Genomic DNA, 13,320 nt, shown 5'->3' on the forward strand with positions numbered 1-13,320 from the left:
CATCAAGATCGGCATGGCCAACCTTGCCTATAACTTCCAGCGCCTCGCATGGCTTGAGGGGCGTACTGCGCCCGCGTGACCCAAAAACCGGCCCACGCAGCCGGCTCCGCCAAGAAAATAAGCAGATCAGCAACCCAAGCCTGGAGCTCGCCACCCGCTCCTGTGCCATCACATCGCAATTACGCCAAAATCAGACGGTTCTTCGAGGTGTCCATGCTTCAAAACCGACGCGGCCTGAACCGAAGGGTGGACCACCCCCTTACTTCGGCGAGGGCGCTGCACTTTCAATGCAAATCCTTCGGCTGGCCCGCAGGCCGTCTTTGGGGGAATGACCGCTATCTCGGGCAGGTCATCCCGCATTCTGTCTTGTTTGATGGGGGATTCTCATCGCGCGCGTTGGGGCGGTCCGAACGGTGCAGCAAGATTGGCACCATCTGGCATTCCGATCATGATCTTCATGCGGTATTTCAATCACCTGCAAAACGGGAGCGTGGATTCGCGCGGCTTTCAGCGTTGGCGTCCGGGGTGGGCCGTTCAGCGATATGAGGAAAGGGAAGCGAACCGGTCTTCCTTGTAGCCAATAATGGCTGACGGGGTGATGGACCGGCAGTTGGCGATCGATCGGATGATGGAGATCGCTTGAAGGCGAGGTAGCGGGGGCAATGACAAACGGGTTTCTGGCGCAACTAGCGGATGCGGTGAAAGGGAAGGCCGTGCCGGTTCCCTTGCCGAGTTGGTGCAATCCCAAGATTGCCGAGATCGAGGAACTGATCGAGGTGAAGCAGCGCGACGCGAGTTCGAGCTGGGCCGGATATATCCGCTACACGGACGCGCAAGGCGAGATGAGCGAGCGGCGTATCGTCTGCCGGTCGATCGAAGGGTATGGGAAGGCGGAAACCGTCAATGCCTGGTGCTGTGAGCGAAAAGCGAGCCGGTCCTTTCGGATCGACCGGATGGCCGAGCTGGTCTGCCTGGAAACGGGCGAGGTGCTTGATCCGATACAGCATTTTGAACAGTTGAGGTTGCACGGCGCCTTGAAGGTGAAGGACAAGTCACTCAACGATTTTGGTCGCATTCTGGTGTTCATGGCGCGCTGTGATGGCGAAGTTCATCCGCTGGAGGCCGAAAGCGTGGATGAGGCGCTGGAGCGCTATATTCTCCGCTTCGGCGGCGATGACAGAATGCTGGCCAGCGCGCAGGCGAACATCGGCAAGATCGCACCCGATGGCGACGATTTCGTGGCATCGCTGGATCGCATCCAGCATCACCCTGAAGCGCGGAGTTTGAGCCGGCTTCTGCTCGACTGTGTATCCAACGTGGCGAGTGCCGACGGCGAACTGCATCCCAGCGAGGTGGAGTGGGCGGGACTGGTGTCGGATACGCTGAAGGTGATGGCGCGGTAGGTTACTGCATTAGGCTTTAGGCATTCTGCGTTTCATATTGCTTATATGAGCCCTTTTGCTGCCAAGTGCCTGTAGTGTTCTCCCAAGGCGGTAAGACGAACTGTCTTCGATTCCATGGCCGCATGCCACATGTGCGGAGCACCCTCGGGTACCAGTAAACCGACGCGGTTATATTTCTGCAGGACGGCGAAGATGGCGTTGTGGTCTGGATCGGGAGCAGGAACGCCTTGAGGATCATCCTCCCACGACTCATGCCGCTCCGGCTCGTAAGTAGGATCGAGGGGCATCTGGTACCCTGCCAACGGAAAAAACTCGGAGATTTTTCGCAGTTCGGAAAGTTCAAGAGGTGGTTGAACTTTGCGCAGAGAAACAAAGCGCTTCACGTTGGTTTTGAATACAGGGCGCTGTGCCCATGGTCCAAGTGACTGATCAACATGAGCGTATACTCCGCCAGGTGTGACTTCTCCAACTAGGTTAGCCGCGGCTCCGCCCAGTGCGTCGACCAAGAGGGCGGTGAATACTCCGGCGCCATTCTGCTCGCTTGCGTATTGCTCGTCTGTCGAGGCAGTGAGGATGGACACGCCGTCACTGATTTCAGCGACCCTTTGTTGAAGCGCGCTTCCTCCAGCCACGCCGCTATGGCAGCTGTCGAGGATTATGACGCGGTTCGCTATTTTGGAATTGTTGGCCATCGTCATTATCTCGGCGAGAGGGACGCCATCATTGCCTGTTTTCACATCGGAAGTGCAAAGATAGCCGCCCGTTGCTTCGATATGACCATGTCCCGCAAAATAGAGGAGAGAAATCTCACCATCTCCCGCAAAGAGCTCTGTTATCGCGCTTCGAAGCATGTCCCGGGAAATGATGTTCGCCGGGGTGGATCCAGTGATATGGCGTACGCCAAAGTTCACTGATCCATCAGCATGTCGATCGAGCATGGATTTGACTGCGAAAGAGTCGTTCACACACCCATAGAGAGGTGATACACTTTCGTAATAGTCAATACCGACAATCAGTGCTTTGCGAGACATTCAAAATAGCTCCCTGATCGCGTCAGCGATTGATTTTCCATTCCACTTTACAATCTTATTAGCAGAATTTTTTACGACCGAAGACGTTTTTTCCGAAGCCCATGGTTCTATGGCGATAATTGGTTTTCCATATAATAAGGAAATATCAATTTCTTTATTGATCCATTTGCTATATGTAGAATATACTCCTGCAAGAATAATAACTCCACTGCATCCTTTTATTTTTGCATCTATCGCATCGTGCAATTGTTCGTCTGATCCGTTTGTGTGGATTGGGTCATTTTTTGGAACGGAGTGATCGTAGTAAGATATTCCATGTTCTGATAAGAATTTTACCATCTTGTCATAGGCGTCACCATATTTCCAGGAATGGCTTATGAATATTCTATATGTCTTGTTCATAATTATATCCTTCGATATTATGGCGATTATATTTTTTCGTAATCAATAATTGATAAATTTATACTATATGGGGTTTGCGCAGAATAGATCTTGTGTAATTTTCTATTCAGTGGTAAAATTGTCCGTCGTCCCCCTCCGTAGAGTCAGTATGGATATCCTAGGCTATGGCTTGTTGTAATGGATATTGGTCAGTGAAAGGCAGACCAAGATGGATCGGATTTGGCGACTGGCTATGCACAAGGCACACGCTATCATAGCCGATCTGGGTGACAGTCCATATTTTGCGCCTCGGCTCGTGTACGTCAATGCAGTACGCAGCCCGTGATCGTGTCGAACGCGCGCCAGTTGGCAGGCCATCAGCAATGGCGTTTGGCAATCGCCGACAGCGAATAAACGCCGGCAACCAGAACGCCAGAAATGCCAGCCAGTCGAGATCACGATAGCCGAGGGCGGCAAGCGCCTTTTTTCCCAACATGATCGCGATGACGGATGGAACGAGGACTGCCGCCATCGCGGCAAAACCCTTCCAATGGCACGAGATGTAGATCCCCAAAAATCTCACGAACCAGATTTCTCGCGGCGTCAGCGGGGAATGGAGGCGATGTTCCCTTTTCGCGATAACTGTGTGTTCGAGTTTCAGGCATCCCGGTGACCTCACCTGATTTGCGATACGAGATCTTCAATAGTCAGGGTGTTGATCTGACGATGCAACATCCTGTGGCAATTCGCGCACACCAGCGCGAGGTCATCCAGCTTGGTCTTTTCCCCTGGCTTCATTTGAAACACGGGCTTTTTGTGATGAGCCTCGATATAGCCTTCACCCAATTTCCCGTACCGCTTAGAGAAATCGAACTTGCAGCATTCGCAACGCAGTGCGCCCTCGGCGGCGAAGACCTTGGCCTTCTTGCGTTCCGTTAACTGGCGGTTGCGCTCGTAACGCTTGTGCATCCGGTGGGTCACGCTGCCTTCTTCAGCTTCATCGGCTCCGTCGCCCGTTTGCAGAAGTTCCGCCCAGGCAAGGGGATCGTCCAACGTCTCGCGAATTAGCGTTGCAGCTTGCTTCAGCGCAGGCCGGTTGTTGGCAAATTCATTCCAAACCAGGGCATCGAGCTTCCCGCCGCGCTGCATCCCGCGCTTGCCTTGCTGAAGGAACGCAGGGTCAAATCGGCGGAAGTTCATCATCTTGAGATAGACGCCATTGGCATTGCGGAATGTGGGGCTGAGCGTGCCGCCCTTCAGCACGGCTAATTTGCGCAGGATCTCAGTGAGCTTGGCCACCTTCGGGCTGTCCTTGCCCGCCGGAGAAGATGGTGATTGCATGTACAGGTCTAGCGCGAGGATCAGTTCTTCGCGGGTCCAGGTGTCGTTGCGCGGCAAATTGGGTTTTGTCGGCGGCGCAGCGGCGTTGCTCTCAATCACGGTGAAACCGACGGCGCGCAAGCGTTTGATCAGCGGCACGCCCCCTGCCTTCTTGATGCGATGGTCGTATGGAATTCGCATGCCATGGGCCTGGGCCACATTCGCGATGGCTTTGGATGCATAGCGCTTGCCGTTGTGGACCAGCCAATACGCCGTAGCGTCACGAAACCCATATTTCTCATAGAACGCTTGCTGACCAATGCGGTCATATTCCGCGATGGCCTTCAAGACGCCTTCGCGATGGATGTCTCGTATCCCCATGCAAATTCACCCAACTCCCCGGAGCGATAATCGCCTATGCGGCCGATGCAGCATGGCCCCCTAGGGATAGTAGGGGAAATAGTTCGATGAGGGCAGTCCGAAGCGGAACGGATTTGGATCGCTCCAGGCGCAGGGTGTTTCCGACTACCAGCGGATCATTCATGAATACGGCATTGCCGTATATTGCGCTTGCATGCCATACGGCAATGCCGTATAGAATTGCCATGCACACGGTAGTCGAAACGCCTGAATTCCTCTCCGCCGCGCGCAAGGCCAGGATGTCGGATGAGGAACGGCTTGGCGCGATCGATTTCATTGCGGCCAATCCGGAAGCGGGAGATCTGATTCCAGGTACGGGTGGATGCCGCAAGGTTCGCATTGCCCGACAGGGCAAAGGCAAGAGCGGCGGTTATCGTGTGGTGACCTATTACACCGAGGTCGATCAGCCGGTGTTCCTGCTGACGGTTATTTCCAAGGGGAAACAGGCCAATCTGACCGACCGGCAGAAGAATGAATTGAAGAAGGGCAAGCAGCGATGATCGAACAGGACTTTGAAAGCCTGAAGCGCGGTCTGGCGCAGGTGGAAGCCTACAAGGCCGGTGCTCGTGATGGTTTCGTCGAACATACGCCGATCGATATCAAGGCGATCCGCAAGGCGGCAGGCAAGACGCAGGGGGAATTCGCATCGGCCTATCACCTGCCGATCGGCACGGTGCGGGACTGGGAACAGGGCCGGCGGCAGCCGGACGCCCCGGCGCGCGCGTTGCTGACGATCATCGCGGCCGATCCGGCGGGGGCGGAGCGGCTGCTGGCAGGCTAGCCAGTTCGATTCGAGCCACACCCTTACGATCGCGTAATGGCGGCAGGCCGCCGCTTCCATCTTCGCTTGCGTCCTGAGCCCACCGTTGCCGTCCATGGTGTGTCCGGCTTCCCCGATCAGTCCCTTGCCGAATGTGCGGGAAGCGTTATCGCTGTGGTTCGACGAGGGGGAGACCGGGGATGAGTGACCAGGCTGTGTTCGGTGTTTGTGCGAGCGGCGACGGGTACGAAAAGCATTCTACCCGCCCTCCTGCGCCGTCTCCGTCGCGCGATGGCGGCGGTTCAACCCGACCCAGCCCGACACCTTCGCCTTCCAGCCCGCCTCCGCCGCAGCGGCAGAAGTAGGACGCGGTATCCTGACGCCGATCGAGCGAATGCGATGTGCGGGGATCCACGTCACAAGGTCTCCCCAGTCGTCATTCATGACCCAATGGTGTTCGGTCCTTACGCCATCAGGCGTTTCCCGTGCGTCGACATACATCAGCATGTCGCCGTTTCCGCCCAGAATGTAGGGGCCGAATGCCGCGTGTTCGAAACGGGCTAGGTTGGTGCTGTAGAGGAACATCCCGTCGTCGGTTTCGACGGAGAGTTGCCTTGGCTTCGATCTGGTATATTCGGCTAGGTGCTCAAGCGAACTGAGCGTATCATCCGACCATGAATAGCCGGTGTGGCGGAAAATCCACCGGAAGACGTTGCGCCCGGTTGTGCGCCATAGCACCCCGGCAGCAAGAGTTGCCACAAACGCGTTAAGCATCCGCGCAGCGGGAGGCAAGGCGGGCGTGAGCCAGATTGAGAGTGCCGCGATCATCCCGAAAGCAAGGGTCAGGAAGACCGTGTCTACCGGCTTGTGGTGCTGGCGAATGCCGACGTACGCGAGCAGATAGGCAACGTAGCCGCTGCCAAGCACGGTTTGCAAACTCCAGGGAAGATTGGCGAGTTTGCTCAAGATGTCTGCATCCACGATCGGGTCCTCCTTCTATCGAATCTGGCAGGGGACGAGCCGGCGTCAACCAGCCACTTCCATCTTCGCCCGCGTTTTGAGCCCGCCATTGCCGTCCATGGTGTGTTCGGCTTCGCCGATCAGCCACTTTTCGCGGTCGATCTCCGCCTTGAAGCCGCTGGTGGTGGCCTTCATGCCGGGGGCAATCAGGGCATCGCCCAGCGCCAGGGTGAGATCGAGCGAGGCGGTGGCGCGCTTCAGGCGATTGGTTTCGGCGGCGGCTGCGGCGCTGGCGTCTGCCTCGCTGGCGTAAACGCGTTTCAGACGCTTGCGGTTCTTGCCACCGGCACCGGCCGTCTTGCGTGCCGCCGCGCTGCGATCGTGCCATTGCGCCTCGGCACCATCCTGCCCCTGTTCGCGGGCGGAGCGGCGGTAAGCCGTCCTGCTGGTCCGCCGGCGATCGATGACCAAGGCGCCTATCGGCTTGCCGGTGGCCGTGGTGGTGGCGTTGATCGGCGCAAGGATGAGGCAGCCGCCCTTGACCGTGGCGACCGCATCATAACGCCGGCCAAGATCGCGCAGGAACTGCATATCGCTTTTGTTGTGCTGTTCGATCGCCGTGACGGTGGTGCCGGTGAGATCCGCATGGCAGCGCGGGGCAAGGCCATGATCGGCAGCAATCTGCCCGACGATGTCCGCCAGCGTGCGGCCGGTCCAGGCACGCGTGCGGCGGGTGCGGAAGCTGCCCTTGAAATCGGCCGAATGGGCGGTGATCGTCACGCGATCAGGCGGGCCATCCCACGACACGTCATCGACGGTGAAAGCGCCCTTGTCGACCAGGCCGGGCGTGATGCCGGTGCCGCGGAGCCATCCGATCCGCACCGTCAGCACCGCACCTTCGGGCGGCAGGGCCAGCTTGCCATCATGATCGTGGACCACGATCTCGAGCGCGTCCGCCTCTTCCCCGCGCTTTTCCGTGAGGCGCAGCGAGAGCAGGCGCGGAGCGAGCTTGTCGGTCAGATCCTTGCCGGCAAGCATGACCTGCCATCCGGCGCGGGGCTGGACATAGGCCTGCCCCTTGCTGCTGAGGGTGGCCGCCGCCATCAATCGACCCGCGCGAGCTCGATCGAAAAGGCATTGCGGCGGGCGATGCCTTCCTCTGTGAAGTTGTCCTTCTCCTCATCGATCCGTTCGATGGTGTAGGTGCCGATGACATTGCCCAGACCATCGGCCAGCGGCCATGCTTCCCCTTCGTCCGCCATGCGCGCGAGGGTTTCGATGGCGAAGTAATCGCCCACCAGTTCCGGCACCAGCGTTCCCGTGATCGAAATGCGGTCCTCACCGGGGCCAAGGAACTGGCTGGCCGGGCGCGCGCCGAAACGGTCGCTGCGATCGTGCCGCCAATCGCGGCTGCGGCGCAGGCGATCGAACAGGGCGGAATCGGTTTCGAAAACGAACATGCCAATGGCGGCAAGCATGGTGTGGTTCTCCTAGAAATCGTCCCCGAAGCTGCCTAGGCCGCGCCGCCGCTGTTCATCCTCGATCCGGCGCATCACGCGATCGACCAGGGCATCGGCATCCTCGCCGGGCTGCTGGTGGATGTGGATCTCGAGCTTGAGCGGCGCCCGCGCGGCGGTGGACGGGGAGGGCTGACGCGCGGGCGCCATGGCCGGGCCGGCGAGGGCGGGGCCGACGGATGCCAGCATGGCGCCGCCAGCGAGAGCGCCGGCAGCCGGGCCAGCACCTGGGTGCAGCGCAGGGCCGGCCAAAGCCGGCGCGGCGAGTGCGAACGTGCCGGCGCCGGCCACACCGGCGGCAACCCTGCCTATCGCGCGCATGGGGTGCCGGCCGCCGCGATCGATGCCGAGCGCGAGGCCGCTGGTCATGAACCCGCCCATGGCCATGAACAGGCGTGACGGACTCTTGATGCCGAAGAAGTTCTTGAATGCGGCAATGCCGTTGCGGGCCACTTCCAGCAGGCGATTGCGCAAGGCCATTGGGCTGATCATCATCAGCAGACCCTGCATCATGGCCGCGCCAGCGCCTTTCAGCCATTCGCCGGCGCCGGACAGGGTGCTCTTGATCCATTGCCAGCCCTTCTGGAAGGCCGCCTTGATCTTGTCCCAATTGGTATAGACGAGATAGGCGAGCACGACGATCGCTGCGCCAATGGCCACGATGCCGACCACCATCAGGTTAGCCATCATCATGGCACCAGCGCGCATTACGCCCTGCGCCAGAAACAGTGCCGCCATGCGCAAGCCGCCAAAGGCAGAACTGGCCATCGTGAAGATGTTGCGGGCGGTGGCCACGGTGTTCAGCACCGTGCCGAAGCCGAACTGGAATGCGCCGAGCGCGACCTTGCCGGCGATGAAGACCGTGGCCAGCGTCATCAGTCCACTGGCCAGTTGCGGGTTGGCCTGCGCCCACTGGTTCGCGCGCTGAATCATGCCGTTGACGGTGCCAAGGAAGGCGGAGGCCGAAGGCAGGAGCGTGGTGCCCAGCGTGATGGCGAGGGCGCTGGCGGTGCCCAGGAAGGATTGCCAGGCGACCGAGGCATCCTGCGCCTCTCGCTGGGCAAAGGTCTGCGCGGTGGTGCCGCCCGATTGCGCGATCTGGGCGCGCATATCGCGATAGTCCTTCATGTTGAGGATCAGCGCGCGCAGGGCGGACTGTGCCTGCATGTCTTCCACCACGAAGCCCAGCTTCGACAGATCGCCGCCGAGCGCCTTGCTGGTGACATCGGCCAGCGCCTCCATGGGCGTCTTGCCTTCGGCATAGGCGCGTTTCAGCGCGGCGGGCAGATCGACACCGAACTTCTTCTGGAACGATGCGATCACGGTGGGCGAATTGATCTTGGCGAGAAGGTTCTGGACGTTGGTGGCGGCTTCTTCCGAAGTGCCAGCGGTGCGGCGGGCGATCTGCAGCGCGGCGGTCAGATCCGCGACCGCACCAAGACCGGACTGGCCCAGCGACTGCATCTGCGCGGTCAGGCCGGGGAAGTAGCGGGCCATGTCCTTCACTTCGAACGCGCCAGCGTTGCCGCCCGCCGCCATGATATCGAGTGCGCGGCCGGTTTCCCCGATACTGACCTTCAGGTTGTTGAGATTGGCGAATGCGGCGGCGGCGCCATCGGCGATTTCGACCTTGAACGCGGTGCCAAGCCGGCCGATTGACCCGATCATCAACTGCGCCTGGCGCGGATCGAGACCGAAGCCAGCCAGCGTATCGACGCCCGCGCGCATCGCTTCGGGCAACTGGTGCGCGGCATCTGCGGCGGCCATGATGTTGCGCGCCATGGCCTGCGTTTCCGCGTTGGACAGGTTGGCCTTTTGCTGGATGTCCACCATGCCGCTGGAGAAATCCATGGCGGCCTTGCCGGCCAGGACGATGGGGGCGGCAAGGCCGATGCCGCCAGCGACATTCGCGGCGCCGCTGGACTGCAGCGCGCCGCCGCGCGCGGCGATGCGCGCGGTATCGCCCTTGAAGGCGTTTACGCGCTTCTGCTTTTCGATCTGGGTATTCACCCTGGCAAGCTGGGTGGCGATATCCTTTTCCTTTTCAGCCAGGTGGGCGAGGTTCCCGGTGCCGCCGGCGATGGCGGCGGCCACGTCCTTCATCTGGCCCTTGAGATCGCCTGCCTGCCGGTTGAGACCGCGCAGTGCCTGATCGCCGGATTTGCCCAGCCCGATCATGTTGCGCAGCGCGCCGGAGAGCTTATCGTCTCCCAGGAACTGCACGATCAGGCTAAGCTTGTTGTCCATCGTCCGCGCTCCGCCGCCCTATTCCTGCCCCTGCATCCGGTTCCAGCGCGCGACGGCGAGGCGGCGCCAGCGGCAAAGTTCGAAGAAATCCATCGCCAGTAGATCGGCGATGGGCCAATGGAACACCGCCGCGATATCGGCGATCATGGCATCGACGTTCAGCCGCCCCCCATCTGCGCCAGCGCCGCCTTGATCGACGGCGGCAGAAAAAAACCGCGCACGGTACCCGCCACTTCCATCAGATCTTCGGTGGAGAGCATTTCCGCTTCCTGCGTGGTGATGAACGGCGTGGCGATGCGCGGGACGACGGTGAGCAGCGCGTCCACGTTGCCGGCGAACAGGTCTTCCACTTTCAGCCCGCCGCGCAGATCCCCGGCGCGGGGCTTTTTGAGAAGAAGCTTGTCGATCACCTGGCCGGACTTGCGCTCGATCGGTTCCATCAGCGTGATCATGGCGGAGGAGGACGGCGGCGCGGGCTCTGCGGAAGGAGCAGCCGCGATCGGCGGCGTTGCGGCAGTCGGTAACGTTTCGGGGATTTCCATGGCGGGTTCCTGGGGCGGGATTGTGCAGGTCTGGTTCTCCCTCCCGGCGCCCGCCACTGTCGCCGGGAGGAAGCTGGTGCGGGGCGCGGGCGCGCCCGAACCGTCAGGCGCCGATGGCGGCGCGGATCTCCGCGCGGCGATCGATGCCGAAAACCTTGAAGATACCGGCGACGAGATCGATCTCGATCCAGTCCACGCCGTCGACGGTGAGCTTGTAGTAGCTGCAGGCCATCTTGTACTTGTGCTGGGTATCGTCACCCGGCTTGGCGTTGCCGAAATCAACCTCGGCATAGCGGCCCAGCACCACGATCTCGACCGCCTGGACGTCTCCGGTGGTATCGTCCTGATAAGCGCCGGCAAAGCGGACCAGCCCGGCATTGTGCGTGGCCGCGCCAAAGCTGCGCAGGGCGGAAGCGATCAGACCGCCGATCGTGAATTCGAGCTCCAGCTTGTCGAGCCCCATATCGATCGGGACGGGGCCAAGCATGCCGCCGCCGCGCCAGTCCTCGAACTTGATCATCAGCTTGGGAACGGTGACTTCGGCGGCTTCACCCCGGTGGTCGTTGCCATCGAGGTAGAGCCCCATATCCTTGAGCTTTGAAGGGAAACCCATCGTGCTGTCTCCTGTCAGGCGGCGATCTGTGCGGCGAAATCGCGGTAGTAGCGGTCGGTGATGCGCTGGTTCAGCGTGAGCCCTTCGAGCGGGGCGGCAGGGGTGAAATCGTAATCGATCACCAGCTTGCCGGCGGCGAGATCGGTTTCGCTGTTGAGCGCCGGATCGAACCAGGCGCGCGCGCCGATCAGCCGGTTGCCCACCGTGAGGGTGCGGAAGCGCGCGTTGATCGTTTCCAGCATGTCCTTGACCAGGCGCGCAGTCAGTGGCTTGTCCACGGCCCAGACGAGGCCGTTGGCGATTTCATCCTGCAGGATCTGCGAGGTGCGGACCGCGCTTTCGAACGCCCAGGGGCCGGACTCGGCGCAGGTGCGGTTGCCCCAGAAGACGAAGCCCGTGGGGAGGCGGACCATGGTGACGATGCCGGCCGCGTTGAGCGTGGAGACATCGGTGGATTCGTCCTGGATGTCGAAGAACAGATCCTTTGAAATGCCCGAAACGCCGGCAACCGCCACGTTGGACAGCGTCTTGTGCCAGCCTTCGGTTTCATCGATCAGCGCGCGCATGCCCAGGGCGCGCGCCACGGCGTCACCGGGGGAGGTACTGGTCCAGTTGGGCCAGATCAGGGAGAGTTCACGCTGGGCAAAGAGGGTGCGATAGGTGACGACATCGGCAATGGTATCGCCCACGGCGCGCGCATAGGCACGGCCACGCAGCCGCGCGGCGACGACGGCCAGTTCGGTGGCGACTGCCTGGCTGTCGAGCCCCGGCGCGCCGATGATGCGCGGGCGGAGCCCGGTACGCGCTTCTGCGGCCAGCAATGCCTGCATGCCTGAATAGTCGGCGATATTGCCCACGACCAGGTCATCCTGATCGGCGGCATCGGCATCGGCCGCTACGCGCACAAGCACAACCTGAGGGCTGACCTGATCGTTGATCGCCTCGAGCGCGGCGGGCAGCGTGCCGGTTGCGCCGATGCCGGCCAAGGCACGGCGCACGTCGGTGACAAGGACCGGGGTGTCGAGCGGGAAATCGGCGGCGGCGGCATCGGGCGCCGTTCCGACCAGGCCGATGACGGCGGAGGCGGCGGCCGAGATGGTGCGCGCGCCGGTGACAAGCAGATTGGTCTTGATGCCGTGCAACATGGCGCAGCTCCTATCGGTTCAACGGGATGGTCAGGCGGGTAAGCGCGTTGCCGGCGAGGTCACGCCGGCGGGACAGGATGGTGACGGCGGTCAGCCCGGTGGCGAGTTCGCCGGTGTAGGTTACGCCCTGCACGGCGATGCGCGGTTCCCAGCGCGCCAGGGCAATCGCGATAGCCATGGTGCAGAGCATCAGCGTGGCGCGGTGCAGGGGCTGATCGAGCAGTTGCAGGAACAGGCAGCCGTAATCGCGGTTCATCGGGCGTGAGCCGATCGGCGTTGTCACGATATCAGCAACGGACTGGCCAAGGTGGTCATCGCCCGCCAGCACCTTCCCGGTTGCGCGGTCCATGCCCGTCAGACTGGTCATAGGGGCATACCCGTCTGGGCGCTGCCGCCCTGGACGCCGCCGTGCTTGTGGCCTTTCAGGCTCTTGCCCGCGCCGATCACATCCTCGTCACCCGTCACAGTGCCGGAGGCGGAAAGATTGCCTTCGACCGTCACGCTCGCGCGGATGGACACCGTGCCGCCATCGGGCAGGGCGAGTGCCAGTTCGTGCGCGTCGGGATCGTAGGACAAGGTGGCGCCATCGCTGAACCGGACGAGCGCGCGCGGATCGGACGCCGGCAGGGGGAAGGCGTCGCAAGCGACCCCGCCGAGCGCAATGGCGGCACCGATATCGCCCGCCGGGCAAAGAAGCATCACCTGTTCGCCCACGGCCGGTGGCAGCCAGATTCGGATTGCGCCTAGGCGCGGCGCGATCCAGCGGATCGGAGGGGTTTCGACGCCATCGTCGATCCGGACCGTGCAGGTACCGCTCGCATGATCGATCGCACTGACAACGCCATAGCGGATCAGTTCGTCGGGATCGGTCGGGTGGTCTTCGGGCGTTCGCATGAGCGCACCAGACACTGGCTGTGCGACGTTCGCCACGGGGCCGCGTTGTGCCCCCGGCATGCACAACGCGGTTGCGCGAAATCGGAG

Annotated in this window: 17 protein-coding genes; 3 read left to right on the forward strand and 14 right to left on the reverse strand. The window is 61.4% G+C overall.

What is annotated here, in order from left to right; all coding sequences use genetic code 11:
- Window positions 1–698 precede the first annotated feature (698 nt).
- Complete coding sequence (locus tag B3547_RS01285) at window positions 699–1,403, forward strand: TerB family tellurite resistance protein (RefSeq protein ID WP_292959671.1); 705 nt, start codon at window positions 699–701, stop codon at window positions 1,401–1,403.
- Between the two features lie 41 nt (window positions 1,404–1,444).
- Here the strand turns inward: B3547_RS01285 and B3547_RS01290 are convergent, their stop codons facing one another.
- The 4 genes from B3547_RS01290 to B3547_RS01305 all read right to left on the reverse strand — a co-directional run bounded on the left by B3547_RS01290 (window position 1,445) and on the right by B3547_RS01305 (window position 4,483).
- Window positions 1,445–2,434: a caspase family protein gene (locus B3547_RS01290; RefSeq protein WP_292959672.1), complete on the reverse strand. Its 990-nt coding sequence runs from the start codon at window positions 2,432–2,434 to the stop codon at window positions 1,445–1,447.
- Window positions 2,435–2,836: a TIR domain-containing protein gene (locus B3547_RS01295; protein ID WP_292959673.1), complete on the reverse strand. Its 402-nt coding sequence runs from the start codon at window positions 2,834–2,836 to the stop codon at window positions 2,435–2,437.
- Window positions 2,837–2,993: 157 nt separating this feature from the next.
- Window positions 2,994–3,347, reverse strand: coding sequence for a hypothetical protein (locus B3547_RS01300; protein ID WP_292959674.1), 354 nt, complete (start codon window positions 3,345–3,347; stop codon window positions 2,994–2,996).
- Between the two features lie 143 nt (window positions 3,348–3,490).
- Window positions 3,491–4,483, reverse strand: a complete 993-nt coding sequence (locus tag B3547_RS01305) for an HNH endonuclease (RefSeq protein ID WP_292959675.1) — start codon at window positions 4,481–4,483, stop codon at window positions 3,491–3,493.
- A gap of 194 nt (window positions 4,484–4,677) precedes the next feature.
- On the opposite strand from B3547_RS01305, the gene B3547_RS01310 reads away from it, so the two are divergent.
- Together B3547_RS01310 and B3547_RS01315 are read left to right on the forward strand one after the other, a co-directional pair.
- Window positions 4,678–5,055 (forward strand): type II toxin-antitoxin system RelE/ParE family toxin, encoded by a 378-nt coding sequence (locus B3547_RS01310; protein WP_292959676.1) that lies wholly within the window; start codon window positions 4,678–4,680, stop codon window positions 5,053–5,055.
- Window positions 5,052–5,336, forward strand: a complete 285-nt coding sequence (locus tag B3547_RS01315) for a helix-turn-helix domain-containing protein (protein ID WP_292959677.1) — start codon at window positions 5,052–5,054, stop codon at window positions 5,334–5,336. The genes B3547_RS01310 and B3547_RS01315 overlap by 4 nt, the downstream gene beginning before the upstream one ends.
- Window positions 5,337–5,573: 237 nt before the next feature.
- On the opposite strand, the gene B3547_RS01320 is transcribed toward B3547_RS01315, so the two are convergent.
- The 10 genes from B3547_RS01320 to B3547_RS01365 all read right to left on the reverse strand — a co-directional run bounded on the left by B3547_RS01320 (window position 5,574) and on the right by B3547_RS01365 (window position 13,233).
- On the reverse strand, window positions 5,574–6,296 hold the full coding sequence (locus B3547_RS01320) for a hypothetical protein (RefSeq protein ID WP_292959678.1): 723 nt from the start codon (window positions 6,294–6,296) through the stop codon (window positions 5,574–5,576).
- 45 nt (window positions 6,297–6,341) lie between these two features.
- Window positions 6,342–7,379 (reverse strand): contractile injection system protein, VgrG/Pvc8 family, encoded by a 1,038-nt coding sequence (locus B3547_RS01325; RefSeq protein WP_292959679.1) that lies wholly within the window; start codon window positions 7,377–7,379, stop codon window positions 6,342–6,344.
- Complete coding sequence (locus tag B3547_RS01330; RefSeq protein WP_292959680.1) at window positions 7,379–7,735, reverse strand: phage tail protein; 357 nt, start codon at window positions 7,733–7,735, stop codon at window positions 7,379–7,381. Before B3547_RS01330 ends, B3547_RS01325 begins: the two co-directional genes overlap by 1 nt.
- Before the next feature lie 30 nt (window positions 7,736–7,765).
- On the reverse strand, window positions 7,766–10,039 hold the full coding sequence (locus B3547_RS01335) for a phage tail tape measure protein (RefSeq protein WP_292959681.1): 2,274 nt from the start codon (window positions 10,037–10,039) through the stop codon (window positions 7,766–7,768).
- A gap of 18 nt (window positions 10,040–10,057) precedes the next feature.
- Window positions 10,058–10,186: a GpE family phage tail protein gene (locus B3547_RS01340; protein WP_292959682.1), complete on the reverse strand. Its 129-nt coding sequence runs from the start codon at window positions 10,184–10,186 to the stop codon at window positions 10,058–10,060.
- A gap of 11 nt (window positions 10,187–10,197) precedes the next feature.
- Window positions 10,198–10,581, reverse strand: a complete 384-nt coding sequence (locus tag B3547_RS01345; protein WP_292959683.1) for a phage tail assembly protein — start codon at window positions 10,579–10,581, stop codon at window positions 10,198–10,200.
- A 103-nt stretch (window positions 10,582–10,684) separates the two neighbouring features.
- Window positions 10,685–11,194, reverse strand: a complete 510-nt coding sequence (locus B3547_RS01350; RefSeq protein WP_292959684.1) for a phage major tail tube protein — start codon at window positions 11,192–11,194, stop codon at window positions 10,685–10,687.
- A 14-nt stretch (window positions 11,195–11,208) separates the two neighbouring features.
- Entirely contained in the window at window positions 11,209–12,339 is a 1,131-nt protein-coding gene (locus tag B3547_RS01355) for a phage tail sheath subtilisin-like domain-containing protein (protein WP_292959685.1), read from the reverse strand.
- Window positions 12,340–12,349: 10 nt separating this feature from the next.
- Complete coding sequence (locus B3547_RS01360; RefSeq protein WP_292959686.1) at window positions 12,350–12,706, reverse strand: GPW/gp25 family protein; 357 nt, start codon at window positions 12,704–12,706, stop codon at window positions 12,350–12,352.
- Window positions 12,703–13,233: a phage baseplate assembly protein V gene (locus tag B3547_RS01365; protein ID WP_292959687.1), complete on the reverse strand. Its 531-nt coding sequence runs from the start codon at window positions 13,231–13,233 to the stop codon at window positions 12,703–12,705. Before B3547_RS01365 ends, B3547_RS01360 begins: the two co-directional genes overlap by 4 nt.
- Between the last annotated feature and the right edge of the window lie 87 nt (window positions 13,234–13,320).

Source organism: Novosphingobium sp. UBA1939 (assembly GCF_002336885.1).
In the GTDB taxonomy this organism is placed as follows: domain Bacteria; phylum Pseudomonadota; class Alphaproteobacteria; order Sphingomonadales; family Sphingomonadaceae; genus Novosphingobium.

Coding starts and splice junctions, on each gene's coding strand:
- B3547_RS01290 (WP_292959672.1), bottom strand. CDS start 2,434: ATGTCTCGCAAAGCACTGATTGTCGGTATTGACTATTACGAAAGTGTA.
- B3547_RS01295 (WP_292959673.1), bottom strand. CDS start 2,836: ATGAACAAGACATATAGAATATTCATAAGCCATTCCTGGAAATATGGT.
- B3547_RS01300 (WP_292959674.1), bottom strand. CDS start 3,347: ATGGCGGCAGTCCTCGTTCCATCCGTCATCGCGATCATGTTGGGAAAA.
- B3547_RS01310 (WP_292959676.1), top strand. CDS start 4,678: ATGAATACGGCATTGCCGTATATTGCGCTTGCATGCCATACGGCAATG.
- B3547_RS01315 (WP_292959677.1), top strand. CDS start 5,052: ATGATCGAACAGGACTTTGAAAGCCTGAAGCGCGGTCTGGCGCAGGTG.
- B3547_RS01325 (WP_292959679.1), bottom strand. CDS start 7,379: ATGGCGGCGGCCACCCTCAGCAGCAAGGGGCAGGCCTATGTCCAGCCC.
- B3547_RS01330 (WP_292959680.1), bottom strand. CDS start 7,735: ATGTTCGTTTTCGAAACCGATTCCGCCCTGTTCGATCGCCTGCGCCGC.
- B3547_RS01335 (WP_292959681.1), bottom strand. CDS start 10,039: ATGGACAACAAGCTTAGCCTGATCGTGCAGTTCCTGGGAGACGATAAG.
- B3547_RS01340 (WP_292959682.1), bottom strand. CDS start 10,186: ATGATCGCCGATATCGCGGCGGTGTTCCATTGGCCCATCGCCGATCTA.
- B3547_RS01345 (WP_292959683.1), bottom strand. CDS start 10,581: ATGGAAATCCCCGAAACGTTACCGACTGCCGCAACGCCGCCGATCGCG.
- B3547_RS01350 (WP_292959684.1), bottom strand. CDS start 11,194: ATGGGTTTCCCTTCAAAGCTCAAGGATATGGGGCTCTACCTCGATGGC.
- B3547_RS01355 (WP_292959685.1), bottom strand. CDS start 12,339: ATGTTGCACGGCATCAAGACCAATCTGCTTGTCACCGGCGCGCGCACC.
- B3547_RS01360 (WP_292959686.1), bottom strand. CDS start 12,706: ATGACCAGTCTGACGGGCATGGACCGCGCAACCGGGAAGGTGCTGGCG.
- B3547_RS01365 (WP_292959687.1), bottom strand. CDS start 13,233: ATGCGAACGCCCGAAGACCACCCGACCGATCCCGACGAACTGATCCGC.